Origin of the sequence: Micromonospora halotolerans (assembly GCF_032108445.1) — a bacterium.
In the GTDB taxonomy this organism is placed as follows: Bacteria; Actinomycetota; Actinomycetes; order Mycobacteriales; family Micromonosporaceae; genus Micromonospora; species Micromonospora halotolerans.
This window is the reverse complement of the sequence record NZ_CP134876.1, coordinates 6,149,080-6,173,206: the sequence shown is the minus strand read 5'-3', so window position 1 is coordinate 6,173,206 and position 24,127 is coordinate 6,149,080. Positions and strand designations below refer to the sequence as shown.

Genomic DNA, 24,127 nt, shown 5'->3' with positions numbered 1-24,127 from the left:
GCGGCACTCCTACTGGGCTGGCTGTCCTGGCACTGGTACCAGGAGGGCGTCCCTGGCACGCCGCAAGTATCTCTCGACTGGGGGCAATCCTCGATCCGGGCGTACGCCCCTCCGGATGTCGCCGTTTCGACCACCGTCGAGTACAGAGATGAACGTGGCACGGCGAAGCCGTCAGGCCCACGAGTATCAGGTTCGCTGCAACACATCTCACTTGAGGCGGAGTCGACCAGATCGCAGCCCTATCTCGTCGTTCTGGAATTGGCATACGGCGCACACATGAGCACTACCCCGGACGTGTCAGGTCACTTCGCCAAAGCACCCGTAGAGATCGAAACCACATACCGCGGACCGGATGCGCTCGTCGGGTCTTGGCCCGTCTATGCCCCGGTGCAGCTGTTCGTCGCCAAAGTCGAGCCGATGCAGGGACGGAGGCTCTTTGCCGGTGTCACCGGGCGGGTCTCCCGGCCGGTCGCCGTGACGGCCAACGCGAGAACGTCGATCTACACGCCATCGGTGATGACTCCGGGTAAGTGCGTGCCGCTTGGCTCGCCAGCAACCGTGATTGATCCGGAGGCATGGATCAACAAGATCGCGCCCGACTGCCGCGCATCCGCGGACAAGACCGAGACAGAGACGATCAGCCTGAGCGACATGGCCCGCAACAAGCGGCTCGACTATGCAAATCCAGCAGCCTCAGAGCCGGGCCAACTCCTGTGGTCCAAGACGGCCGGGTCGCTACGGGTCGACGCGAGCTATGTGGACCTCGACGAGGAGGCCAATGGCCAGCGACTCCTGTTCCTCTCCGGCGTCGGGGTGGGCCTAGCCAGCGCTGGTCTTCCTATCGGACTGCAGATGGTCGCGGAAGAGCGCCGGCGTACCAGGCGGCGTGCTGACAACACCGCCCACATCAATGCCTGAAGCTAACCAGATGGCCATCGATTGACCAGGCAAGACATGCGAACATCAATAATGCGCGTGGCGGAAGCGACGACGAGGAGCAAACAACTAGCCCCAAGCCCCACGGCGTGACTCGTCCGGTAGGGCGCTCCACCTTGTCCCCGTCCGGGGAGGCTGGACGGCCGGAGACTGCCCGACGAGGAGATGCGACCCACAACGCGGTGCGTCCCGTCAGACAGCTTGCATCCCAGGCGCCAGCGACGAAACTATGGCCCACATGCCGATCATGGTTCGCTCCCCGGTGTCCGAGGACTGGCCCGGACTACGGCCGATGTTGAGGGACATGGGCGTGAACGGTGATCACCCCGACGCCCAACGCGAGCGGTACCTCCAACTGGTCGCGGACCCCCGATGGGTCATGCTGGGCGCGCATGCAGACGGGGAACTGGCGGGATATGCGGCCGTCCAGGATTACGGTCCGCACCTTCGATCAGGCGACGATCACCGGATTGCCCGACTGCACGATCTCTACGTGCGTCCCGACCTTCGCTTGGGCGGGGTGGGGCGCGCCCTGATGACGGCGGTATCGCAGTGGGCGAGGCAGCGGGTGCGGTATCTGGAGTGGCAGGCTCACCAAGACCGCGCCGTGCCCTTCTACGAACGCCTCGGGTACAAGGGCGACCCGTGTCCTCAGCCCGAGTACCCCACGTTCGAAATTGACTTCCGTTCGCCCTCCGGCTCGGGTGGCTGAACCGTCGACCGGGCCTTTCGCGGGCCAGTAACCGGGGGTAGCGGGCACGAGGGGCCAGCAAGCCGGCCGTCGGGAGCAGGCATCTCCGGCATCACGGCCGATTGAGCGCGCTCTTCCAGACTCGTGAATCGGTGAGCGAGTGGGCAGGCGGCAGCGCCCGGCGGACCAGCTCAACCCGTTCAACCCGCAGCCAGTCCGCCAACGCCAGCAACGCCGGCGTCACCGTCGCGTACTCGCGGACCTCCTGCACCCGCCGGTCCGGCCTGGTGGCGTGCGGCGGGGAGGCAGAGCTGTCGCCAGCGGCCAGCGGCTAGCGGACGGGCGTGGGCGGTGATCGGCAGGTGCTGCGCGACGAGCGATCCCGGCGGTGACTCGATGCGTGACGTCCCCAGCGCTGGGTGCGGCCACGGTCGGTGAGGTCCAGGATGGCCCCACGGCAAGCATGCGATCCTCAAACGGTGCAGGCCGTCCGGGATGTCACCGGCACGGCCATGCCCGTTGAGGCGGGATCTCCCATGGCCCGGTGACGTGGTGTCGGCGTCCCTGGAGCCCGACTCAACGAGGCACGCATCTGCGACCGGATCGGTGCCTACGCGGCGTGCGGTTGCTGGAAGGCCGAACGGACTGCCCCACCCACAATCGCGCACCACGTGTCGACGTCGACCTTCCCGTTGGGTACGAGGCCGTGGAGGCGCTGCATGTCCTGGACCGCCTTCATGGTGCTGTGGTCGAATTCGCCGCTCATCGTGACGTCGTCGTACCCCTTGCGGCCGAGCAGGTACTGCAGCGCGTTGACGGGTAGACCGTTGGCGTCTTTGTCGAGTGTCGGCACAAGCGCTTCCCAGGTGGCCGTGTCGAAGGTCGCGTCCGGGTCGACTCGAATCCCGTGGCTGGCTTGGAAGTCGGCTACGGCGGCGTTCATGTCGTAGCCGAAGTCGCCGTTCGGGGTCAGCGGGTACCCGAGATCCGCGAGCAGGTACTGCGCGACCTGCACAACCGGGCCGTCGACGAAGCGCCAGATGTCGGGCCACCGGCGTGCGGGGATGTCCGATTGTTGGGTTCCTAGTGCTGCCGCGACACGCGAGCGCACCATCGGGAACAACCGGTAGAAGGCGATGCCCGGGCACTGGGTGGTGTAGAAGTCCCAGTGGCCGAAGATGTCCCATGGCTGCAGCCGGAACTGCTGGCACACCGCGGTGCACAACCCCACCAGCGCGTCGAGCAGTGCGTCCGGCGGCGTCTCGGTGATGTACGTGCCCTCGTTCTCGATCCCGATCGCGTTCCCGTTCTCGCCCGGGCAGTGTGCGGCGCTGACCTGGTGCCCGCCCGTGTCGAGCGTCTGCAGGCTGCGGTGGCGGCCCTCCAGCACGTAGCCGCCACGGCTGACCGTGAAGTGCTGTCCGGTGTCCACCCAGCCGTTGACGTCCATGTGCAGGTTCTGACAGTCCCGCGCCAGTTGCATCGCGTGGTCGCGCGAGTAGTCCGTGACGTTCGGGAACGCCATGTGGTGCAGGATGATCTTGTTGGTGACGTTGCCGGTGATCTGGATCGCTCCCTTTGGCGGGCGCGCACCCCAGGTGTCGCAGTCGATGATCCAGGGGAACATGTCGCTGGGTGCGGCACCCGCTGGTGCTACCGCGAACAGTTCAGTGCCGACGATCGCCGCGATCCCGGTACCCAGACCTGCCTTGAACAGGGTGCGACGACCGACCTCGTGCCGATGAGCTGACATGCGCTGCCTCCTTGAGGAGTGTGGAACCGTTGTGGATCGGCTGACGGTATTGATGCATGTCAGTCACGTACGTGTATCGCTTGCCCGGCTCGGCCGTCGGGTCCGTGTGCGTCGCCGAACGGGCCCGTCTCGCTGGCCGTCGGCGCCACCTTCATCCGCGAGGATCGGTGGTGAAACCTTTCGACTATTCCACCGCAACGCTTGGCAATTTTCAACAGGATGAACGTGCTTCTCCCGCTGCGGGTAGACGCGTCCGGCCTCAGATGTGCGCGGCACAACCCGGTGTTCACATCCCGAGGGAACCTCGCGGACGGTCAGTGGAGACGGGCTCGCAGGTCGGCGATCCGATCCGTCGCGGCGATGAAGCCAGCGGCGTCGAGCTGGCCCGCGGTCTGGGCGGTGAGCAGGGCGGCGGTGGCGGCTTCGCCCTGGCTGACGTCACGGGCGGAGCACAGAATGAGGTCCATGCCGGCGGCCGCGGCGGCGACCGCCCGCTGGCCGGTGCTGCCGTAGTGAGCCAGCGCGCCGGCTTCCAGGGCGTCGGTGATGGTCACTCCGGTGAACCCGATGCGGCCACGCAGTTCCTGCCTGACCACGGTCGGCGACAGGCCGGCCGGGCGGTTCGGGTCCAGGGCCGGGTAGATGGCCCAGGACAGCATGACGAGGTCGACGCCGATGGCGACGGCGGCTGAGTACGGGAACTCGTCGGTGCCGCGCAACGTGGCCAGCGACTGGGACAGGGTGACCGGCCGAGTGTCGGTGTTCTGGTCCGTTGCCGCCCGTCCCAGCCCGGGGAAGTGCTTGGCGGTGGCGGCTACGCCGGTGCGCTGCTGGGCGGTGATGAACGCCCGTCCCAGAGGCGCGACCGTGCCGGGGTTCGCGCTGTAGGAGCGCTGGTACTGGTCGATGAAGTTGCCCGCAGTGGAGTAGACGTCGAGAACCGGGGCGAGGTTGACGTTCATGCCGACTGCGGCGAGGGTGCGGCCGGCTGCGGTGCCTGCCGCGGCCGCCGCGGCCACCGAGTCGGCGGACTGGCCGATCCGCTTCTCCGACAGCGCTGGCGCCCCCGGCAGCCGCTGGATCAGGCCCCCCTCCTGGTCGACCATCAGCAGCAGCGGCACCTGGACCCGGCTTTGTGCCTGGGCCCGTCGCAACTCGGCGATCACCGAGCTGATCTGGGCGGTGCTGGCGATGTTCTCCCCGAAGAAGATCACCCCGGCTGCCTCACCGGCGCGGATGACCCTCAACAGGCTCGCCGGTGGTGCCAACCCGGGATAGGAGTAGATGATCCGCTGCCCGGCCAACTGCCGCCTGGTCAGGCCGGCCGACCTGGTCGGCGCCGGCACGGACGGTAGCGGCGCGGGTGACGTGCCCGGGGCCCTCGTGGGCGGCGGCGCGGTCGACGTGGACGGCGATGCCACCCGTCCGCCACCCAACCCACCGGGCGCGGACCAGATTGAGCGTGCCGCATCAGGGGCGGACGGCCCGGGCGTGGGGACGTGCGAGGACTGGCAGGCGACCATGGCGAGGCCGAGCGCACCGGCCGCCATAACGTTGCGAACTTTTGCTGTTGGATACATGACCACCTCCGCCTAGCCCGCACCGATCCCGGTGCGCCTGACGGGACCCGGCGATCGGTCGACGGTGACCGGTCTGCGGTGTTCCGATCTCATCCGCCGGCGACGATGAACGGTGCATCAGCTCCGGCGGCAATCGCCAGCGCTACGCCTGCCGGCATGGGTGCCTCTTGTCACCGGACCCCGGCGGCTCTATCAGCAGTATGGGCGGGAAATTCCTCGGTGACCAGTCGCCTACGTCGTCGCCCTACGCGGCCATTCGGCCATGCCTTTGTCCAATGCTCCCTGCCCAAATCACCGGGACTCCCGGTCAGCGAGCTCGCCGCGCTCCCCGCCTGACTTGTCGCGGTCCGGCTTAAGCGGAGATGTTGGGCCTTGGCGCTGCGATCACCCGTGCCGCAGCCGAGTTGGCCTCCTGAAAGCCCTTGGGCTGGTTCGCTGCGCGTGCGAGCCCCAACGGCTGAGGCAGCTGCTACACCTCGTGCAGGGACGGCGACCGGATAAGGGCCGCCGCCGCGGGGCACGTAGGTGCGGCCAGCATCGTCACGGGGCGTGCGGCGATGGCATGGGTCCGCTGCACCAGGTCATCATGGCCGTAGATGCCCTAAAGCACCTCTTGACCGATGGTCCCGCCGAGTGCCGCGCTCTCGGATCACTCGGCTCGGCAGCCGCTTCAGCAGTCCAGACGCCGACCGGCTCGAGGTCATCGTGCATCACGAGGGCGGGTCGGCGAAATCGGCCGGATTGAGATTGAGCGTCGCGAGTACGCCTGAGTGCTGGGCGGTGTCGATGCGGGCCGGCAACTCTCGGTCGACCCAGTCGGCCCGGCTGTGTTGGCCGCGGTGGCGCAGGGCCTCAACGGCCTTACCCTTATCGATCTTCATCGTCAGTATCGGCTTTCTTCGCGCACAATGGATCTGGATGCTGTCGGGCTCGTCAAGCGGCCGCCCGGAGGCGAGTCATCGGCCGGACGCCCTGCTGAGCGGCAGCGGCTGAAGACATGCTGCACGGTCAGTACGGTGCGTCTATTTCGTCTGCTGCAGAGGGCCGGCCGCGCGAAACCCGATCGTCACGATCGGTCTTAGGGGTCCAGCCACAACATGCCCGCGGGCCAGTCCGTGCACCTTTTTGCACACCGCCGCCAGGAGATTGTCCCGGCGTATCACGCCGCAGTTGGGTGGCCGGGGCCCGCCGGCCGCCGACCTGATCGGCGTCGTGGCTTGAGCACGCTCGTCAGGTGAATTTGCGCGTCTTCGGGAGCGCTGCTCACCGGCACCTTGTAGGTCGCCACCCGCTCCAGCCAGTCATGGGGCACGTGACCCCGGTCCGGATCGCCGACGAGGATCCGACCGCCCTTCGCCGCGACACGGGCGAGGAACGGCAGCATCCGGACCGCCACCGACGGGTGGTAGAGCGCGTCACCGGTCAACACCACATCCGCGCCGTCACCGTCGCCGTCCAGCAGGTCGCTCGACGACAGGGTCAGGTCGACGCCGTTGGCCTGGGCATTGGCACTGATTGCCGCGATCGAGTACGGGTCGATGTCGTTGGCGGTGACCCTGGCGGCGCCCGCCATCGCCGCGGCGATGGCGACCAGTCCGGAGCCGGAGGCGAACGTCGAGGACATGGCGGCCGGCCACCATGTCCGGGTGATCCAGGATGTAACGCGCGAGAGCCTGTCCGCCGGTCCAGGCCGACGCCCAGAACGGCGGCGGGAGGACGTGCCCCGCCTCGGCTTCGAGCCGGGCCCAGAGGACGATCGCGTCCTCGGCCATGACCAGTCGCACCTCCGGCACCAGCGGCACCGGCGCCAGCCGGAGCCGATCGATGCTGGCTGTCCCGGTCACGCGCTCGGGAGCGGACAGCGCGTACAACACCAACGGTTCGAGGCTGGGCACCGCGGCGTCGGAACGAACGATTATTCGCCGGTCCGTGGTCTCAGCCGCCGCCGTGGCGACGGGCGAGGCCTCGCCGCCACGGCTCCGCGGAGTCAACGTCAGACCAGACGGATGTTAGCGGCCTGAAGCCCTTTCTGGCCCTGCTCGACGTCGAACTCGACCCGCTGATTCTCGTCCAAGCTGCGGAACCCGCTCGACGAGATCGCGGAGAAGTGGGCGAAGACGTCAGCGCCGCCGTCATCCTGCGTGATGAAGCCGAAACCCTTGTCCGCGTTGAACCACTTGACTGTGCCGAATGCCATGTCTTCTCCTCTGAGTAACTAAAATAGTCACTTTCGACCCCGGTTGTCGCCGCCGCTCGTCCGGAAGAGCCGGCAAAACAAAAAGCGCCCCGCGGGTTGGATACCCACCAGGCGCTGGCAAAGTATGCGACAAACCAAAGCTTGCAATCCACTCACGCTAGCACAGCGCGCCGCCCGCGGTGTCCTGGCTGTCAGCACTGACCACGCCGGCTACCACACCCGGTGCCGCAAAAGAATGCCGCCACCCCGCGCCGGGCGGGGCGCGCCGTAGAGCCTCCTATGTGGCAGCCGGTCCTGTGGCAACGGACGTCGTTTCCACGACAGTCGTTCGGCGCTACGGCACGCGTCACCCACGCCGTACACCGTGGTCATTTTGGGATAGGATCGGGCGGGCGGGCCGAGCGAGATGGGTCCGGCGCTGCCCCGGCGAGCGGCCTGATCCGCCCCGCTCATCTTCTGCCCCCGACTTGCATGTGTGAGCGGGTGAGTCGCGCGTTGACGCGCAAACCTTGGAGCAACTGTTGACTGATGTAACCACGCATGACTCAAGTCCCTTCCGGGATGCACCGCAAGCAAATGCGCCTTTGGACCACGCGCCTGCTGTCGACGTGAGTTCGGCTGCGATGACTCGGCTGCGCACCCCGTTCGACGCCGAGGGTGACGCCGACCGGCAGCGGACGGTCACGCCCTTCGCCGTTCGCTAGGCCATCTGAGGCTCGCCCTGCTCGTCCTTCCGTGACTCGTCTGGAGGAGCACGCGGGCATCGGCGGCACCGCCAGGTCAGCGATCGCCTCCCCGAGTCGGCCAGTACGCGAAGGTCGGCCGGAATCTCGCCGCCTACGCGGGGCGCCAGCAGTGGCACGGATGCACCCACTGGACCGGCTGCGTGTTTCTCCCGATCGGCGGCCTTGACGACAACCGGCCAGACCCTTGGCCAGGGAAGTGGGGCGACGAGCCCGCCTTGCCGCGGACTGCACGGCACCCCTGTCACCCCCTGCCGCTCAGCGCTGTGCCGCAGCGCCGCCACGAACCGGCGGTAGTGGTCGCGCATGTAGCGACCCAGGTCGTCGTGCAGCGCCAGCGACCGCTCCTCAGCCGGGGTGCGCAGGGCGGTAGACGCGCCGACGGATCGGCCGGATCGGCACCGATCCGCGCCGCGGCGGTGTCCCTGCCGTACAGCTGGACGCCCAGCGGGCCAGGTCGCCGCAGAGGCCGTCGGTGAGGTCGGGGGAGCGTGGCCATGGCCGGACGGGGTGTTGGCGTCGGCCCCGGGTCGGCATCTTCAGCCGCTTGCCCGGGTGGGGAATGCCTCGACAGGAGGCGAGGAATTCCCGACCACCGGGCCTGTCGCGGACTACCTAACGGAGCGGTACGACCTGCGGGTGCGCCGGCCTGTCGGGGCCCAGGTTAGGACCTCCTAAAGGGCGCATCTTCACACAGGAGGTGGTGCAGTCCGGTCAGGTGAAGCACTCCGTATGCGGGGCTTGACACCGGAGCGGTGACGGTCAGGTCGCTGATCGTCTGGGCGGCCTGGTGAAGGGTGTGGACGCCGGTGCTGCCCAGGTGGGTGACGGCCGTGAGGTCGATGGCCAGCGGGAGGCTGCCGCCCCGGCTGGCCTGCAGGATCGCGGTGCGCAGTTGTGGGCCGGTGGTGAGGTCCACCGGACCGGCAACTTTCAGCATGGGGCCGGTGAGTGTGTCGGCGACGGCGGTCGAGAAGTGGTCGGTGGGCGTGGAGTGTTTATGAGGACCGGTCGCCTGGGCAACGTTCGTGGTCGTGACGGTGGCGGGGTGGCCCATACGGTGCCGCATTCGCACGGTGGTGCCGTCGTGGGAGTGCCTGACCTCGACGTCGTCGATGAGGCCGCGGATCATCGTCAGGCCACGGCCGCGGTTGCCCGGATCGTGCGAGGGCGGGCGCCACCTACCTTGATCGACGCAGCTCACGGAGACGGCGCCGTGACCGTCGAGTTCGGCGTGCACCGTGAAGGATGCCTCCCCGCCGGGCGGGTAGGCGTGCTCGATGGTGTTGGTGGCGGCCTCACCTGCCGCGTGGAGCAGGTCACACGCGGCCCTGTCGTCGGCGCCGATCCCGTCGAGCCAGCCGCGCAAATGCTGCCGGAGAAGGCGCAGCGCTGTCACGTCGGCGGGCAGCGTCAGGTGTAGCGCGGCGATGGGTTCGGCCAGGACATGGGCTGCCAGGAGCGTGGCGTCGTCCTGGTAGCCACCTTCGAACAGCGCCAGTCGCTCCGTGACCAGGGTGCAGATGCGATCGGGCAGCCGTTGCGGAACGGTGGTGGGTTCGCCCAGCAACTCTTGGCGGGCCGCCGTCGCGACCGTGGCCAGCGCGCGGTAGCTGTCACTGACGCTCTGCCGAGGTCGCTCAATCAGTCCGTCGGTGTAGAGCAACAGCACCTCGCCGCCGGTGAGTCGGCAGGTGTGAATCGAGGCGGGACGAGAGTTCGTTCCGAGTGGTCCTGTCGGTGTCAGGGGCAGGAACCTGCTCTCGCCGTTCGTGTCGAGCAGCAGGGGCGGCGGGTGCCCGTAGCTGGCGAACTCGAGGGCACCGGTCGCGGGGTCGAGCACGGCCAGGCAGGTGGTGGCTGCCCGGGTGGCGGCGGTGTGCGCCGCGAAAGCGTCCAGCACGCTCAACACCTGAGACAGGCTCCCGCCCGCGCGCAGTGTATGCAGGGCGACGGTGCGTAACTGTCCCATTGCTGCGGCCGCCGCGGCGCCGTGCCCGACGACATCACCCACCGTGAGTGCGAGCCTGCCGTCTGGAAGCGGGACGGCATCGAACCAGTCCCCACCGGCAGCGAGCTCGCTGTCGGCGACGAGGTAGTGAGCGGCTACCTGCACGCGAGGCAGCACGGGCAGCATGTCGGGCAGCAGGCTGCGCTGCAACTCCAGGATCAGCCCGGCGGCCTGGCGGTAGCGGCGTTCCGCAGTGGCAGCGGCGGCTTCGGCGGCCTGCCGGGCGGCCACCACGGGCGTGGCGTCGACAGCCTGCACGATCACCCCACGCACCGATCCGTCCGGGTGGCGCCAAGGCGCGATGTCGAAGGTGTAGAACGCCTCCGTCAGCTGCCCGTCGCCCTCCCGGTCGGTCAGTACGCGCTGCTCGTAGCCGTGTGAACGGATCCCGCGCAGAGCTCGATCGAGCAACTCGAAAATGTGTTGGCCCGCCAGCTCCGGCACCGCCTGCCTGAACGGCTTGCCCAGCAGCCCAGCGCGGTCGCCCACCGCCGCCCGCACCGCGGGGTTCGCCGCCACCACCCGCAGGTCAGGCCCCTCGAACAGCCACATGAACCCCGGCAGCTGCTCGAAGCCTTCCAACGCTGCCTGCGGATTCCCGGACGTCCACTTTGCCGGGGGGTCTGTCATTGACGGCCCCCCTCACATCTCTCGGATCCAGAAATACTTCCTATGCCCATCCTCATCGTGGCGTAACCCCCGAACTCCTGCTCCCGCGTGCCGCCGAGGGGCGTCAGATCGCGGGCGGATTGAAGAGCCCGTCAGTCGGGATGTCGGTTCACACCTGAGAGGTGACTGGCAGAAGCTCGAAGTCGGTCAGGGTGAGGAAGCAGGCGACGCACGGTGCGGGGTGGGCGAGAAGCAGCGGGACGATCTCGTCGCTGGCGGCGGCGCGCACCTGGAACAGGGCCCCGGATCCCGTGACACCGGTGGTGGTAGGGAAGCCAGCGGGTACGGGCTGCACATGAGCCGATCGACGCGTCCGGTCACGCGTGAGCAGCCGAGCGGGACGACCGACCAACACCCGCCGGGAGGGTTGGGCCTCGGCTCGGTGGCGAACAGGCCGTCGCCGAGTTCGGCGGCGGTCGTATCGGCCCGAACCCCTCGCTGGCGTGCACCCCGATCTGCGTGATGTATCGCGCCATGGTCCAGGGGGTCGGGTCGGTGGTTTCCGCGCCGCATCCGCGCTTCCCGGCAGGTGGCGGACAACGTCGCATCAGGTGCGCCGGACAGGCATTGATGTAAATCTGTCCGTTGGTCGGCGGGGACGAGGGTGGGGTCGTCGGGGCCGATCCAGAGCGCGTCGGTGGACGAGGCGTCGTCGACCAGTAGCACGGTGTCGATCTGCCCGCGCGACGCTGGGGCGATCAGGCGCGGTCTGTTCCGGGCTGAAGGAAGCGGACCATGAGTACGGTGGCGTCGTCCTGAAGACGGTCGTTCTGGTAGGCGAGGATGGCGTGGACGAGACGCCGGGCGGTCTCGGGCAGCGGAAGTCCGTCGGCGAGGGCCCGGACGGTGAAGTCGACCAGCCGCTCGGTGCCGAACCGCTCCCCGTCGGCGGACCGGGCTTCGATGATGCCGTCGGTGTAGAACAGCACGTCGTCGCCGGGTTCAAGGGCTTCCTCGACCACCACCGGTGGGCGCCGGTCGCCGAGGGTGACCGGCAGGGCGGTGGGCGTGGGCAGCACCATCGCGACCTTCCCTCGCCGGATCACGAGCCCACTCGGATGCCCGGCGGAGATGACCCGCAGCCGACCGTTGCGCTGGTTGAGTTCGGCCAGCACCCCGGTGATGAGGCCGCGCCGGTCGTGGTCACGCACCGCGTTGTCGATGTGGTGGTACGTCTCGACCAGGTCGAACCCGCCCCGGCGGGCGTTGCGGTACGCGGCCAGGGCCAGGCTGGCGAGCATCACGGCCCGCATCCCGCCACCGGAACCGTGCCCGACGGCGTCGAACAGAGCGAGGTGGGCGATGTCGCCGTTGACCGCGTAGTCGAAGGCGTCGCCACCCACGTCGTAGCAGGGCTCCAGGATTCCACTGATGATCATATTGCCGGTGGAGAAGGTGAGCGGTGGAAGTTGGGCCCGCAGCATCTCGGCGGCCAGGCGCATCGGTGCCCGGCGGCGAAGCTGCTCGATCCTGTCGCTGTAGTGCGACCGCGTGATCACCAACTCGGCGAGCAGTGAGGCGACCGCCTCGAACGCGGCCACCGAGGAGTCGGGCACGGCAGCCGCGGCGACCACCTCCGCGACGCCCATGCGCTCCAGACCGTTGAGCAGCGGCAACCACAACCGCGCCCCGTCGTCCACAGGGCCGCCGAAGGGCCGCATCATGCTGAACGCCCGGCCGGCCAGGGTTCCCTCGATGGTCAGCGGTTCCCGGTGCGGTGCATCGGGACCGGGCAGGGGAAGCAGCTCACGCTGCTCGTGATCTACCAGGTAGAGGGCCATGTCATCGGCACCGAGCTGCCGAGCGGCCCGCCGCGCCATCCCCGGCAGATCCTCAGGCTGGGCGTGGTGCGACTGCCGCAGCAGACACTGCAGTGCGTCCCGCTTGCCCACGTCCACCGCCTTCGCCGCTGCCCAACCCAGGGCCGCCCGACCGCTCAGGTTACGCGGGCACGCCACCAACCCTGCACCGCTGCGCTTCGGCGCGCCCGACGCACGCCACCGCCCGCTCGCGCCTGCGGCGACCGGGCGGTGGCCGCAGGAACGCCGCGACCACGAGACCGGCCACGCTCCGTTCGACCGGGTTACCTACCATTCGACGTGTCGCTCGCTCCGGATGATCCGGGTCGGGGACTGGCCGCTACGGCTGCTGGCGCACCAGCGAGTGGAAGCAGCCGCCCGGGGGCATTGGGTGGACCGGTGAGAGTCACCTGGGATACCGGGGACGGCCTGAGGAATTCTGCAGCTGACGTGGGGCGGCTACCAGACCGGTGCCCGGGGACGCGCAGCCGCGCGATTGCTGTCAATGAGCCGCGACAGGAGTGGCAAGAGCCGAGCGACTCTCTTGGCAGCGCCCCGGCCAAGCGGACGGTGGTTGTCTGTCGAGCAGGTCCGCCGAGGCTGAGTGGATGCGTCGCCGGCCAGGGCCAAGGCGACGAATGTCCCTCCCCTAACCGCACTAGCTGCTGGTCGTCTGCGTTCTAGCGGGCCTTCTTCGTCGCCCGCTTGCGGGGCGGTGTCAGCAGCTCGGCGATAGCTGCGATCGCGGACGGCACGAGCCTGTAGTACGCCCAGACGCCGCGCTGCTCGCGCTCGAGCAGGCCGGCCTCGGTGAGGATCCGCAGGTGATGGCTGACGGTCGGCTGGGAGAGCCCGAGCGGCGCGGTGAGGTCACTCACGGACGCCTCGCCCTCCGGAGCGGACTGGATCAGGCTGAGCAGTCGCAGCCGGGCCGGGTCGGCGAAGGCCTTCAGCGCTCCCGCGAGCCGCTCGGCATCGGCACGCTTGATCGGCTTGCCGGCAAGCGGCGAGATAGCAGGCATAGCAGTCTTCGTGGTTCCCACGTCTTTCATCGTTCCACGAACACCATCGATCGGCCGGTGGAACCGGAACCGATGTCGACCGCGAGGGCTGGGTGAGGGGTATGCCACGGGCCAGGTCAGCGCCAGTGACTGGCGGTGGCGTGACTCGGGAGGGAGCCACGATGTCCCCCGGTGTGGTGTCTGAGATCTCCCAATCGGCCGGCAAGCCGGTAGCATGCGGCGGACGACGGGCGGCAGTCGGAGCGCGGCTCCGGTGCGACTCGGCAGGCGGCACTGCCGGGTCGGGCGGCCGCGGCGCCGGTCAGGCCGTGGCCGGGCCGGCGCGGCCCGCCTTGATAATAGAGCGGAGTTCGGCAACGTCCTGCCGCAACGCCCTGTCCCGTCACGGGACATGCTTGACTCGCGTCCCACCAGATGCTTGACATGATCGCGCGGTCAGGGCCACCGGATCCTTGCCTGGTGGGCTAACGTCACGCCCGTGAACCGCACTGGGGCTCGCGTCATCTGAACCGGGAGGCTCGTCCATGCGCCGGTGGCGTGTGCTGGCGTTGGCGCTGCTGGTCGTCGTGGCGTTGGGCGTCTTCGTCGTGTGGCGGATTTCCGCGACCGACGGGCGGAAGCTGCCAGCTGGGCCGCTGCGGGACCAGCTCTCCGCGCGGGCCGTGGAGGTGCTCGAACACGACTCAGCCTTTCGGACTGAGCTCACTCGCGACCCAGGGCAGCCGGTTTGCGTGGCGTCGGTGTTCGGGGTGGCGCCGGATGGGGCTGACGCAGTAGACGAGGTGAGCACCATCTACACCTGGGTGGACTGCGCTTGGTTGGGGCCGGCAGATCTCGCCAAGGGGCCGGCTGAAATCGACATCAACCAGCTCTCCGGGCTGAGGATGCCGATCGCCCTGCATCTGGGGCCAACCGTCACGTACGAGGCCCCGGATGATGGTGAAGGACACCCCGACAGCGTCCGGCGGATCTTTCCCAAACCGCTGGAAGACGCTGCCTTCTCCCCTCCCTGGCCCTCGGCGCAGGACGAGCTCCGACAACGCGTTCTGCAGGTAGTGGCCTCATCGTCGCCCTCGCCGACTCCCTCGCATTCGTAATGCCACTTGTTGATCGGCGGTGATCCAGCATGGTTGAGGGGCATGGATCCCCGGCCACGTCTCAGTCAATGACCTAGGTGTTCTGTCCATGGACGTTGGTAACGCGGCTGGGATCTTGAAAAGGTGAGGACCTCCGGGTGAGGTGGAGCTTGTCGAAGGTTCCGCACCACCCGGGAGGTCCTCGTGCCCCACGCTAACGCACCCCTGACTGAGCGCGGCAGGCTGCGTCTGGCCCGCTGCGTCGTCGAAGATGGCTGGCCGCTACGTCGGGCGGCTGAGCGGTTCCAGGTCAGCGCGAACACGGCGAAGCGGTGGGCCGACCGCTACCGGTCCGACGGGGTCGCGGGGATGGTCGACCGGTCCAGCCGTCCGCACCGCTGTCCGCGACGCACCCCGGCGCCGATCGAACGGAAAGTGCTCCACCTGCGGGCGAAGCGGCGGTGGGGTCCGGCCCGGATCGCCGGCGGTCCACGCCGAACCACAGGGCCAGGGCCTGGTGCGGCAGGGCCAGCCGTAGCCAGGCCAGGGTGACCAGCACCCGGTCCCGCAGGGTCAGCGTTTCGGGATGCCCGGCACCGGGCCAGCGGCGGCGGTCTCGTCCGCCCCGGCGGCGATACAGCCGTCCTTCCCGGGCGGCGTGGAAGGGATCGGCCAGTTCGGCGACCAGACGGTCCAGATGGTTGCGGGCAACGCCGGTGAAGACAGAATGGGACAGGGCCGCACGGGCCTTCTTGATCGACACAATCAGCAGACCGTGCGGCCCGCAACTCTGACGATCAAGCCGACACGCCGCGTCGCATCAATTCATGGCTCCTGATCCCCAGGTCGTAAGAGGGGAAGCTCGGCTGGCCTAAACCGTCGCACCGTTACTTAAGGCGGGCCTGCTCACCAGGTCGGGCCGCTTCTCGCAGAGGTGGGTCGGCTGGGGTCGTCTGACGGGTTCGCCGCGTGGCGTTGGTAGTGCCGGGACACGCGGGCGCGGTTGCCGCAGGACGGCTTGCACCACGCCTGGCGCGGATGTTCCTTGACGAAGTAACGCACGCAGCGTGGCGCCGGGCAGGCAAGCAGGGTGGCGAGGCAGTTGCGAGGTCGATGCCGGGCGCCAGGCGCGGCGGTGCCGCACTCATCACGCTTGGCTCGGCCCCGAACTCGCCCGAAGAGGCCGTACGGACACATTGCGTGTGATCCTCGCCGGGTGCAAGGCTGGATCGGTGGGTTGGTGGAACCGATTTCGACGTGGATCGCCTCAACCTCTGCGCCGGCCAGGCCCGGGCGTACCACCGGCCCCCTGGCCGTCCGACCTGCGGGAGCTGATCGGGGACCTTTCGTCGGCCCAGCCGGAGTACCGGGCCGAGCTGCTGGCCCTGCTGCGACGATTTGAGTCGGCGAGGTACACGCACATACCCGAGCCGGTGTACGAGATCGGCGAGATGATCCGCCGGCACGCGCCGCTGCCGGACGACGACGCGACCGCCGCGGCCTGGGCGCTCTGGCACGCCGTGCCGGAGCTGGACCTCATGGCGAGCGCCCGGGATCGCTGCAAGCACGGCAAGAGCCAGCTCGGCACGCTGCGCGAACTGGTGCTGCACGGCCCGGACCCGGCTTTCGAGATCGGCGACCCGGACACCACCATCGCCGATGCCCTCCGGCTCGAGGCGGAGCGGATCGGTCACGCACCGATGGCCGGCGCGGGTGAACACCAGGTCGGCTACCGGGCCGCGTACGCCGGGTTCGTCAAGCAGATGGCGCATCGGGCGAGGGAACTCGAGGGGTTGCCGGAGCGCAACCCCCGCCGCGGCGTCCTGGCCACGCCTGCTCCGTCCGCAGACCCGACCGACTCGCCCACTCCGGTGCTGGTGGCCCTACGCGACGCCGTGGCGGCACTCCCGCGCCAGCGGGACGCTCGGCGCGAGCGGTGGACGGCGCGGGTGACCAACGCAATCGAGCCGTTGCATCGCGGCGGACCGAGCGTGGATCCGACCGCCCTCGGGCGGGCGATCGTGGCCGACCTGCCGGAGCTTGACCGTCTCGATGAGACGCTGGCCCGTCTCGAACGGATTGAGGAGCAGTTGGCCGCGACGCAGCGGCGGTTGGCGGCTCAGCGGGCGCACCTTACCGAGGAGGTGATCCGCTGGCGTAACGCGCTTGCCCGCGAGCTGCGTCAGCAGGCCGACCATCACGTCGCCGCGACCGGTATCTCCCTCGACGCCGATTTCACCGCCGGCTTCACCCTGGCCAGCGACCAGATCGCCCGGCACCTGCGCGAGCGGGCCGACCGGCTTGCCGTCGCGGACCTACCCAAGCCCTCCTTTCCGATGACCCGGGCCAGAGACGCGACCTGACCGCGGACCACCGTCAGCGCAACGGTGATGGGGACACTCGGCACGGTGTGACGCGGTAGGCGCGTCGAAGGCCGGCGCCACGACGGCGAACGCCTGACCCATCAGCTCGGCCAAGTGCTGTTCGTCGTCGCCCGGCTGCGGCATGTTCCCATCGGCCGAGCCAGGTCCGCAGCGATGTCAGGGATGGGGAGTCCGGGCTGTCGGCGATGATCGTGGAGTCCGTCAGGATCCTGGCGGCTGAGGTCACGTTGGTGTGGCCGATGCCGCCTCCGCAGTCGGGTAGCGCGGCAATGCTGCGTTGATGGCCGCCGACGATAACGGAGAAGGCCATCCACGACAGCGAATCCAGCGGCGCGCCCGGCACCGAATCGGCCGCGCGCCTCGGCGTCGAGCCGATCATGGTCCCAGCACCCACGAAGCGATGCTGACCCATCCCGACGATGTAGCCGGAGCACTGCTCGCGAACACGTGAGGGGTCGCCGACAGGTCCCGTTCGAGGTCGCCAGCTGGCAGATCGGACGGCTGCGCCTGCTCCGATGACAGGGCCGGGTATCGACTCACACGGGAGGCGCCGTCGTGGGCATGGCACCCTCGGCGAGCTTGAGGCGCGTCCAGATGTTCATGTTGATCACAACGGCCACGATCTCCAGGATCTCGTCCTCCGTGAAGTGCGTAGCCACCCTGTCGTGTGCCTCCTGGACCCGATCGTTGACGGTGGCGTCGGCGGCTCGGGTCAACACCTCGGCGTAGGCCAGCGCGGCTCGCTCCTCCTCGGTGAACAGGTGCGTCTCCCACCACGCTGTGAGGGTCTCGATCTTGGACGGCGGGATGTCGGCGGTGCGGGCGGCGGCGTGGTGCACCAGAAGGCAATAGCTGCAATTGTTGATCTGTGCGACGCGTAACCGCAGAAGCTGGGCCAGGGCCCGGTCCACCTGGAGCGTGGCGGTATGGCCGAAAGCCGCGGCCCCGGCGTTTGCCAGCGCCATGAGTTGCTCGTTTGACATGGCGTTCAGCCGGACGTTCTGGATCCTGGTATCCAACGGATGACCTCCTGTATGTCACAACGACAACACCGGTGGTGGAGACATCGCGTCGGTGGATAGCCGTACCGGGATTTTCGGCAGCCTTGACAGGCGGGCGCGGGCCTAACCGCTGTCTCGGCCTCGCCGTAGGTGACCGGGTAGACGTCGGGTGTAGTGCGCAGGCCGCGATGAGCTGCAGCTCGCCCACGAACCGCTCGAAGTAGCGGCCGGGTAGGCCCGCCGGAGGCGACCGGGTAGCGGCTTGGCCTTGACCTGGCCGGGGTTCTCGGGCAGCCGGCGCCTGCTCAGGTTGTCATCGCGATCGATCCGCGCAAGGCGTCCTGAACGGCTGTCGCAGTGGACGCTCGGCTCCAGCCGCTGGCCTCCATCCGCGTTGCGGTCAACCGAGACGGCTACCGGCAGCTACGCCCTTCGTCCCAGTGTCACGCTTGATCAGTCCGGCGGGTTCGCTCTGCCGTTAGTTGCCTCCGTGGCTGGTGTAAATACTGCGGCCCGCCGGACGTCGAGGACCGGCCGGCATGGCTTGAGAGGAGCGTGCCAGCGCCCGACTGGGATATGCCCACCGACCGGTCCGCGCCCCCTCGGTCAAGGAGACACAACCCTCATGGTGGTCATCGGCATCGACGCGCACAAGCGCACCCACACAGCCGTCATCATCGACGGCAACGGCCGGAAACTCGTCACGAAAACCTGCGAGACAACCAGCAAGGACCATCTATCGCTGCTGCGCTGGGCAGCCGGGCACGGCGAGAACCGCGTCTGGGCCATCGAGGACTGCCGCAACATGACCCGCCGCCTCGAACACGACCTGCTCGCCGCCGGCGAGCGCATCGTCCGCGTGCCACCCAAGCTCATGGCCCACGCCCGCGACGCCGCCCGCACCTACGGCAAGTCAGATCCCATCGAAGCCCTGGCCGTCGCCCGCGCCGCGCTCCGGGAGGACGGCCTGCCCACCGCGCACCTGGACGGCCCCGACCGCGACCTGCGCCGGCTGGTCGACCACCGCGAGGACCTGATCGCCGAACGCACGCGTGCCGTCAACCGGCTCCGCTGGCACCTGCACGAACTCGACCCCGAATGGGACCCACCAGCGCGATCCCTCGACCGGGCCAGCAATCTCGACCGCATCCTGCACCGACTGACTGATTCATCCGGAACCGTCGCCCGCCTCGCCGCCGCGATCACCCAGCGATGCAGGAGCCTCACCGAAGAGATCAACACAATAGAGGCCGAGATCCGCAACCTGGCCGAGAAACTGGTACCAGCCCTCATCGCCATTCCCGGCTGCGCCGCTTTGACCGCCGCGAAGATCCTCGGCGAGACGGCCGGCGTCACACGATTCCGTTCCGCGGCAACCTACGCCCGGCACAACGGCACCGCACCGCTACCGGTCTGGTCATCCAACCGGACCCGCCACCGACTCAGCCGTACCGGAAACCGCCAGCTCAACGCCGCCCTACACCGCATCGCGACGACCCAGGCCCGCTGTCACCAGCCCGCCAAAGACCTCATCGCACGTCGCAAGAACTCCGGCGACGGCGGCCTCGAAGCCCTCCGAGTGCTGAAACGACGCCTATCCGACGTCGTCTACCAGGCCTTACGCACCGACTACGTACTCGAGGCTTGACAGAGGAGCTATTTACAGTCCCTCCAAGGACCGAAGAGCGGGGACTAATCCTCTAGCCCAGGGTCGTTATCTAGACGGTCGGCGATGAGTGCGGTGGTTCGGCCTGGCCGACCCGGCGGCGGGAGTGGACGCGGCCGCCGCGCGATCATCGGTGGCTTGTGGCTTGTGGCTTGTGGCTTGGTGGTGCCGAGTACGTGGGCGATGACGTCGTTGACCAGGCTTGGGGGGATGGGCCGGTGGGCGATGAAGCGGTGGTAGAAGAACGGGCTGGTGAGCAGGTCGACGGTTAGCTCTGGGTCGAGATGGCTGGGCAGTTGGCCACGTTCACGGGCGCGGGTCAGCGCGGCGAGGAGCGGTTCGCGGCGGCGGTGGGTCAGGTCGGCGTGGAGTGCCGCGAGGGTGGGGTCGCGTTCGGCGGCGTCGATGAAGGCGGCGAGCAGTCGCGGGAACGGGGTGTGCTCGAGCAGGGCGACGAAGGCGGTGAGCAGTTGGGCGACGTCGGTCTCCACGCGGCCAGTGTCGGGCACTGGGAGGGGCTGAAACGTGGCGTCCATCGCGTCGACCATGAGCGCGCCGGCGGTGGGCCAGTGCCGGTACAAGGTGGCCTTGCTCGCGCCGGCGCGCCGGGCCACGGCCTCCATGGTGAAGCCGGGCAAGCCATGCTCGTCGAGCACTTGGAGGGCGGCCTGCAGCACCCGCTGACGGGCGGCCGCTCCGCGTGAGATCGGCTCCCGGGGCTTGGCCCGGGAGCGGGGCGCGGCCGTCGAGGCAGCCCGGCGATGTCCCGCGGCTGGCGACGCCGCGGGTGGAGTCGCCGGCGAATGCGTGGGGCGCTTGCCGCCTTGTCGAGGACCACTGCCCATTGTCTCACCCCCATCGAAACGATACCGTACTCATATTATGGGAAGGATTCGTATCGATAGGAGAGTCCCATGGCACGAACGCCGGCTACCGCGTCCGGGCCGGATGGTGGAGCCACAGGGCCGGCGGTCAACGCCCCGCCAACTGCCCCATCAGCCGCTACTCGACGCCGTTACCGCACCGGCGCCTACTGGCTGGTCACTGCGGTCGTCGTCGGTGAATGCGCGGTGGGCGGCGCGATGGACCTGTTCCGAATGGCGCCGTTCTACCCGGTGATGATTGACCTGGGGTACCCGAGTTACCTGGCCACCATCATGGGCACCGCGAAGATCATCGCAGCCGTCGTGGTGCTGGCGCCCGGGCTGCCACGATTGAAGGAGTGGGCCTACGCCGGCATCGTGATCAATATGGTTGGTGCGGTCGCCTCACACGTCGCCATGCACCAAACCCCGAGCACCCTCATCGCCCCCGCCATGTTCGCGGGGCTGGCGATCCTGTCTTGGGCATGGCGTCCACCCGCACGTCGGCTCTGAGTGCTGGTGGCGGTGAAGGCAGGTCGGAAGCGTTGCCGCGCTGTCGCCGCGCGCGAGTCCCGTCCCGGGCCGGTCACCCTGATGGGCCAGATCCTGCGCGGGCTGGCGCTGCGCCTACCGGAGGAGGTCGAGCGGGCTCGACGGAAGATGCATGAGCCTGCCGGTTCGGTCGATTCGATGCCGGTCATCGATGCGGGACCGCCCCCGGTTCGGTTGACTCCTTTCGTGGGTCAGGCCGCGTGTGCGGGCTGTTGATTGTCTCGAACTCGGTGGGCGTGAGCTTGCCGAGGCGTCGTTGCCGTCGGCGGCGGTGGTAGGTCCGTTCGATGCAGGCCACGATCGCCGGGCGCAGCTCCTGGCGGGTTGCCCGGCGTTGCCGATCGGGGACATTCTTCTGCGGCAGGGCGAAGAACGACTCCATCGCGGCAGCCACCGCAGCTTGGACCTGCGGTGGACGGGGGCGACGGTGCTGACCGTGTCGGCCTGAGCCCGGGCGGCCGACGGCGGGGTGGGCGCGCTGATCACCAGGCGCAGGGCGCGTAGTCCTTCAGGAAGCAGCCGTACAGGTCTTCGCCCTGTTCGCCGCGGACGATCGGGTCGTAGACCCGGGCCGCGCCATCGACCAAGTCCAGCGGGGCGTGGAAGCCGGCGTCCGCCAGCCGCATCTTCGTCGGGTGGGGCCGCTCGTCGGTGATCCAGCCGGTGTCGACGCTGGTCATGAGGATGCCGTCGGCCAGCATCTCCTGGGCGCTGGTCCGGGTCAGCATGTTCAGCGCGGCCTTGGCCATGTTGGTGTGTGGGTGCCCCGGCCCCTTGTAGCCGCGGGCGAACTGGCCTTCCATCGCCGACACGTTCACCACGTACTTGCGGCGGGCGGTCGCTGCGGCCATCGCCGGTCGCAGTCGGCTGACCAGCACGAACGGCGCAGTCACGTTGCACAGCTGCACTTCGAGCAGCTCGATCGGGTTCACCTCGTGCACCCGCTGCACCCAGCTGTTGACCGGGTCGAGGTCCGGCACCAGACCGCCGGCGTCGATGGCGGTGGCTGCCGCGATCCGTTCCGGGGAGGCGGAGCCGCTGGTCAGCGCCAGCGCGGTGAGCGCGTGCGGGGGGATCGCGGTCGACTGCGGCGGGGCGGTCACACTGCCCGCCGGGTCGCCCCGGCCGGCTGGTTTGGCGAACGTGATCATCTCTGGCAGCGGGCCGTCCGGCAGCGCCGCCGCCTCCGCGGCGACGAGCTGCGCGTATGCCCCGGGCGTGCGGCGGACGGTCTGCGCCGCGTTGTTGATCAGAATGTCGAGTGGTCCCTGGGCGCTGACCGAGTCAGCGAGGGCGATCACCTGGGCGGGGTCGCGCAGGTCGATCCCGACGATCCGCAGGCGGTGCAGCCAGTCCCCGCTGTCCGGCATCGCGGCGAATCGGCGGACCGCGTCGTGGGGAAACCGCGTGGTCACCGTGGTGTGCGCGCCGTCGCGCAGTAGCCGCAGCGCGATGTACATGCCGATCTTCGCCCGGCCGCCGGTGAGCAGCGCGCGCCGGCCGGTCAGGTCGGTGCGGGCGTTCCGGCGCTCCCGGTTGAGCGCGGCGCAGGGCGGACAGAGCTGATGGTAGAAGGCGTCCACCTCGCGGTAACGCTGCTTGCAGACGTAGCAGCCGCGCGGATTGTGCAGGAAACCGGCCGTGGCACCCACGGTGGGGGAGGCGAGCGGGATGCCCTGGGTCTCGTCGTCGATCCGGCCCGGGGCGCCGGTGGCGGTGGCCTCCGTCACCGCGCGGTCGGCCGCCGCAATGGCATCCCGCCGTTCCTCGCGTCGCCGCTGCTTGATCACCTTGTAGAGCTTCGCGGTAGCCCGTTGCACCCGCACCACGTCGGGGTGATCGGGAGGCAGGTCCTCCAACGCCTCAAAGACGCTGAGACAGGTCTCCAGCCGGCCGCGGTCAATGCCGTATTGACCGGTTTCCGTAATGTTGTCCGCCGTCATGCCGTCGCTGTCTCGTCCCGTTCCCTGCGCCGGATCTACCCGGCCCACCCCAAGTCCGACCCGGAACTGTACGCACCGGACGGCCTTCGACGCATCCCGCGTCGGCTCATCAACCCAAAGACCGTCGAGGCCAACCTCGCCCGGGTCTACCGAAACTATGCATCTCCAGCCACACCGAGCTCGGGGCGACCACGGGCAGGCCAGCCACCACGCCACCGGAGTCGATTCCCATAGGACGGCACGACGGCCTGCTCCTGTGCCGGCTACTTGCCGACCAGCGCCGCCACCCCGCCGTCCCAATGGGACGCCGGCCAGGTTGCGCTGCTCGTGGGTACGCCCGGTCAGGTCGACCGAGCCGTCCGGCAGTTCGTGCCCAGCCACGGCACGCAGGTGGCGATGGTGTCACCGTCGCAGTCGCGGAGTTGGTCGAGTCGGTCCGGCCAGCCGGCCGGGGGAGGCGGAAGTAGTGCACCTCACCGGCGAGCAGCAGCTCGGGCCGGCTGTCGACGAGGATCCGGCGATTCCGGAGCAGTACCTCTGGCATGTGGTCAGGCCTTCTCGCACGGGGGAATGTGGACCCGAGGGTTGTGAACTTCGTCTCAGCTGCCTATGGTCGCCTGAAACCGGTTTCCGTGAGGGGCGTTACGGAATGAGGCGCGATGGGCAACAGCCGTATGACGGTTCGCGAGATCGCCAGACTCGCCGGGGTCTCCGTGGCCATCGTCTCGCCCGTCTCCAACGGCACCGGCCAGGTCTCGGACGAGATGCGGCGACGGGTGCTGGAGGCGATCGAGAAGCACGGATACCGCCGCGACCACCTCGGCCGGGCCCTGGCCGCCGGGTTGCTCGCCGCCGACCAGTTGCTGGTTAGCGACGCACCCAGCCACTGGGGTGGTCTGCGCCAACGACGAAATCGCCCTCGGCGCGCTCGGCCGGGGACTGCGCGTGCCGCAGGACCTGGTCATCGCCGGCTTCGACGACGTGCCGGCCGCCGCCCTCGTCACCCCGTCCCTGACCACCGTCCGGCAACCCGTACGCGAGCTCACCGCCCAGGTGGCCCGCCTGATCCTGCTTGCCACCGACCAGCCCGGCGACACTCCCGCGGGCAGTCTCGTGCTGCCCAGCGAACTCGTCCTGCCCCGCAGTTGCGGCTGCTCGGCGCCTCCGACCGGAGGTACCGGCAGGTGAGTAGCTCACACCCATCGAAACCACCAACCTCCGGAGGTACGAGATGAGAAGTA

Annotated in this window: 18 protein-coding genes and 6 pseudogenes; 9 read left to right on the top strand and 15 right to left on the bottom strand. The window is 68.9% G+C overall.

All coding sequences use genetic code 11. From position 1 onward, the window contains the following. Window positions 1-276 precede the first annotated feature (276 nt). Together RMN56_RS29030 and RMN56_RS29025 are read left to right on the top strand one after the other, a co-directional pair. Window positions 277-918 carry a hypothetical protein gene (locus tag RMN56_RS29030; RefSeq protein ID WP_313721023.1) on the top strand — a complete coding sequence of 214 codons (642 nt, stop codon included), beginning with the start codon at window positions 277-279 and terminating at the stop codon, window positions 916-918. Window positions 919-1,174: 256 nt separating this feature from the next. Then, window positions 1,175-1,648, top strand: a complete 474-nt coding sequence (locus RMN56_RS29025) for a GNAT family N-acetyltransferase (RefSeq protein ID WP_313721022.1) — start codon at window positions 1,175-1,177, stop codon at window positions 1,646-1,648. 91 nt (window positions 1,649-1,739) lie between these two features. On the opposite strand, the gene RMN56_RS29020 is transcribed toward RMN56_RS29025, so the two are convergent. The 9 genes and pseudogenes from RMN56_RS29020 to RMN56_RS28980 all read right to left on the bottom strand — a co-directional run bounded on the left by RMN56_RS29020 (window position 1,740) and on the right by RMN56_RS28980 (window position 13,401). After that, window positions 1,740-1,898 carry a hypothetical protein gene (locus tag RMN56_RS29020; protein WP_313721020.1) on the bottom strand — a complete coding sequence of 53 codons (159 nt, stop codon included), beginning with the start codon at window positions 1,896-1,898 and terminating at the stop codon, window positions 1,740-1,742. Window positions 1,899-2,237: 339 nt separating this feature from the next. Further along, window positions 2,238-3,380: a peptidoglycan recognition protein family protein gene (locus tag RMN56_RS29015; RefSeq protein ID WP_313721018.1), complete on the bottom strand. Its 1,143-nt coding sequence runs from the start codon at window positions 3,378-3,380 to the stop codon at window positions 2,238-2,240. 314 nt (window positions 3,381-3,694) lie between these two features. Then, window positions 3,695-4,726, bottom strand: coding sequence for a glycoside hydrolase family 3 N-terminal domain-containing protein (locus RMN56_RS29010; RefSeq protein ID WP_313721016.1), 1,032 nt, complete (start codon window positions 4,724-4,726; stop codon window positions 3,695-3,697). A gap of 944 nt (window positions 4,727-5,670) precedes the next feature. Then, window positions 5,671-5,841: a hypothetical protein gene (locus RMN56_RS29005; protein WP_313721015.1), complete on the bottom strand. Its 171-nt coding sequence runs from the start codon at window positions 5,839-5,841 to the stop codon at window positions 5,671-5,673. Between the two features lie 278 nt (window positions 5,842-6,119). After that, a pseudogene (locus tag RMN56_RS29000) lies at window positions 6,120-6,804 on the bottom strand (class I SAM-dependent methyltransferase). Between the two features lie 149 nt (window positions 6,805-6,953). Then, on the bottom strand, window positions 6,954-7,157 hold the full coding sequence (locus RMN56_RS28995) for a cold-shock protein (protein ID WP_107078210.1): 204 nt from the start codon (window positions 7,155-7,157) through the stop codon (window positions 6,954-6,956). Window positions 7,158-8,564: 1,407 nt separating this feature from the next. Further along, window positions 8,565-10,541 (bottom strand): SpoIIE family protein phosphatase, encoded by a 1,977-nt coding sequence (locus RMN56_RS28990; protein WP_313721009.1) that lies wholly within the window; start codon window positions 10,539-10,541, stop codon window positions 8,565-8,567. A gap of 737 nt (window positions 10,542-11,278) precedes the next feature. Then, the gene (locus RMN56_RS28985) at window positions 11,279-12,472 is read right to left on the bottom strand and encodes a PP2C family protein-serine/threonine phosphatase (RefSeq protein ID WP_313721007.1); all 1,194 of its coding nucleotides are present in this window, start codon (window positions 12,470-12,472) and stop codon (window positions 11,279-11,281) included. Between the two features lie 587 nt (window positions 12,473-13,059). Next, a complete protein-coding gene (locus tag RMN56_RS28980) occupies window positions 13,060-13,401 on the bottom strand; it encodes an ArsR/SmtB family transcription factor (protein ID WP_313721005.1) in 342 nt (113 codons plus the stop codon). Between the two features lie 524 nt (window positions 13,402-13,925). Between RMN56_RS28980 and RMN56_RS28975 the strand changes: the two genes are divergently transcribed. After that, window positions 13,926-14,498 carry a hypothetical protein gene (locus RMN56_RS28975; protein ID WP_313721003.1) on the top strand — a complete coding sequence of 191 codons (573 nt, stop codon included), beginning with the start codon at window positions 13,926-13,928 and terminating at the stop codon, window positions 14,496-14,498. A gap of 183 nt (window positions 14,499-14,681) precedes the next feature. Further along, a pseudogene (locus RMN56_RS28970) lies at window positions 14,682-14,960 on the top strand (leucine zipper domain-containing protein); the annotation flags it as partial. Window positions 14,961-14,973: 13 nt separating this feature from the next. Here the strand turns inward: RMN56_RS28970 and RMN56_RS28965 are convergent. Together RMN56_RS28965 and RMN56_RS28960 are read right to left on the bottom strand one after the other, a co-directional pair. After that, window positions 14,974-15,240, bottom strand: a pseudogene (locus tag RMN56_RS28965) (ISAzo13 family transposase); the annotation flags it as partial. 143 nt (window positions 15,241-15,383) lie between these two features. Then, window positions 15,384-15,674: a CGNR zinc finger domain-containing protein gene (locus tag RMN56_RS28960; RefSeq protein ID WP_313721001.1), complete on the bottom strand. Its 291-nt coding sequence runs from the start codon at window positions 15,672-15,674 to the stop codon at window positions 15,384-15,386. 236 nt (window positions 15,675-15,910) lie between these two features. On the opposite strand from RMN56_RS28960, the gene RMN56_RS28955 reads away from it, so the two are divergent. Then, window positions 15,911-16,840 carry a hypothetical protein gene (locus RMN56_RS28955; protein ID WP_313720999.1) on the top strand — a complete coding sequence of 310 codons (930 nt, stop codon included), beginning with the start codon at window positions 15,911-15,913 and terminating at the stop codon, window positions 16,838-16,840. A gap of 557 nt (window positions 16,841-17,397) precedes the next feature. Here the strand turns inward: RMN56_RS28955 and RMN56_RS28950 are convergent. Further along, on the bottom strand, window positions 17,398-17,880 hold the full coding sequence (locus tag RMN56_RS28950) for a carboxymuconolactone decarboxylase family protein (protein WP_313720997.1): 483 nt from the start codon (window positions 17,878-17,880) through the stop codon (window positions 17,398-17,400). A 607-nt stretch (window positions 17,881-18,487) separates the two neighbouring features. Here RMN56_RS28950 and RMN56_RS28945 point away from each other — a divergent pair. Beyond that, the gene (locus RMN56_RS28945) at window positions 18,488-19,510 is read left to right on the top strand and encodes an IS110 family RNA-guided transposase (protein WP_313720995.1); all 1,023 of its coding nucleotides are present in this window, start codon (window positions 18,488-18,490) and stop codon (window positions 19,508-19,510) included. A gap of 44 nt (window positions 19,511-19,554) precedes the next feature. Here the strand turns inward: RMN56_RS28945 and RMN56_RS28940 are convergent, their stop codons facing one another. Then, window positions 19,555-20,205 (bottom strand): TetR/AcrR family transcriptional regulator, encoded by a 651-nt coding sequence (locus tag RMN56_RS28940; RefSeq protein WP_313720993.1) that lies wholly within the window; start codon window positions 20,203-20,205, stop codon window positions 19,555-19,557. 237 nt (window positions 20,206-20,442) lie between these two features. On the opposite strand from RMN56_RS28940, the gene RMN56_RS28935 reads away from it, so the two are divergent. Continuing rightward, a complete protein-coding gene (locus tag RMN56_RS28935) occupies window positions 20,443-20,904 on the top strand; it encodes a DoxX family protein (protein WP_313720991.1) in 462 nt (153 codons plus the stop codon). Window positions 20,905-21,088: 184 nt separating this feature from the next. Here the strand turns inward: RMN56_RS28935 and RMN56_RS28930 are convergent. Together RMN56_RS28930 and RMN56_RS28925 are read right to left on the bottom strand one after the other, a co-directional pair. Then, window positions 21,089-21,331: pseudogene (locus RMN56_RS28930) on the bottom strand (hypothetical protein); the annotation flags it as partial. 94 nt (window positions 21,332-21,425) lie between these two features. Then, window positions 21,426-22,886: an SDR family NAD(P)-dependent oxidoreductase gene (locus tag RMN56_RS28925; RefSeq protein WP_313724884.1), complete on the bottom strand. Its 1,461-nt coding sequence runs from the start codon at window positions 22,884-22,886 to the stop codon at window positions 21,426-21,428. A gap of 659 nt (window positions 22,887-23,545) precedes the next feature. Between RMN56_RS28925 and RMN56_RS32790 the strand changes: the two are divergent. Together RMN56_RS32790 and RMN56_RS28920 are read left to right on the top strand one after the other, a co-directional pair. Continuing rightward, window positions 23,546-23,686 (top strand): annotated as a pseudogene (locus RMN56_RS32790) (LacI family DNA-binding transcriptional regulator); the annotation flags it as partial. Between the two features lie 76 nt (window positions 23,687-23,762). Further along, window positions 23,763-24,074 (top strand): annotated as a pseudogene (locus RMN56_RS28920) (substrate-binding domain-containing protein); the annotation flags it as partial. Between the last annotated feature and the right edge of the window lie 53 nt (window positions 24,075-24,127).

Excerpts from the sequence above, each read along its gene's own strand:
- RMN56_RS29030 (WP_313721023.1), top strand. The coding sequence starts at position 277 with ATGAGCACTACCCCGGACGTGTCAGGTCACTTCGCCAAAGCACCCGTA.
- RMN56_RS29025 (WP_313721022.1), top strand. The coding sequence starts at position 1,175 with ATGCCGATCATGGTTCGCTCCCCGGTGTCCGAGGACTGGCCCGGACTA.
- RMN56_RS29015 (WP_313721018.1), bottom strand. The coding sequence starts at position 3,380 with ATGTCAGCTCATCGGCACGAGGTCGGTCGTCGCACCCTGTTCAAGGCA.
- RMN56_RS29005 (WP_313721015.1), bottom strand. The coding sequence starts at position 5,841 with ATGAAGATCGATAAGGGTAAGGCCGTTGAGGCCCTGCGCCACCGCGGC.
- RMN56_RS28995 (WP_107078210.1), bottom strand. The coding sequence starts at position 7,157 with ATGGCATTCGGCACAGTCAAGTGGTTCAACGCGGACAAGGGTTTCGGC.
- RMN56_RS28990 (WP_313721009.1), bottom strand. The coding sequence starts at position 10,541 with ATGACAGACCCCCCGGCAAAGTGGACGTCCGGGAATCCGCAGGCAGCG.
- RMN56_RS28980 (WP_313721005.1), bottom strand. The coding sequence starts at position 13,401 with ATGCCTGCTATCTCGCCGCTTGCCGGCAAGCCGATCAAGCGTGCCGAT.
- RMN56_RS28975 (WP_313721003.1), top strand. The coding sequence starts at position 13,926 with ATGCGCCGGTGGCGTGTGCTGGCGTTGGCGCTGCTGGTCGTCGTGGCG.
- RMN56_RS28960 (WP_313721001.1), bottom strand. The coding sequence starts at position 15,674 with ATGTGTCCGTACGGCCTCTTCGGGCGAGTTCGGGGCCGAGCCAAGCGT.
- RMN56_RS28945 (WP_313720995.1), top strand. The coding sequence starts at position 18,488 with ATGGTGGTCATCGGCATCGACGCGCACAAGCGCACCCACACAGCCGTC.
- RMN56_RS28935 (WP_313720991.1), top strand. The coding sequence starts at position 20,443 with ATGGCACGAACGCCGGCTACCGCGTCCGGGCCGGATGGTGGAGCCACA.
- RMN56_RS28925 (WP_313724884.1), bottom strand. The coding sequence starts at position 22,886 with ATGACGGCGGACAACATTACGGAAACCGGTCAATACGGCATTGACCGC.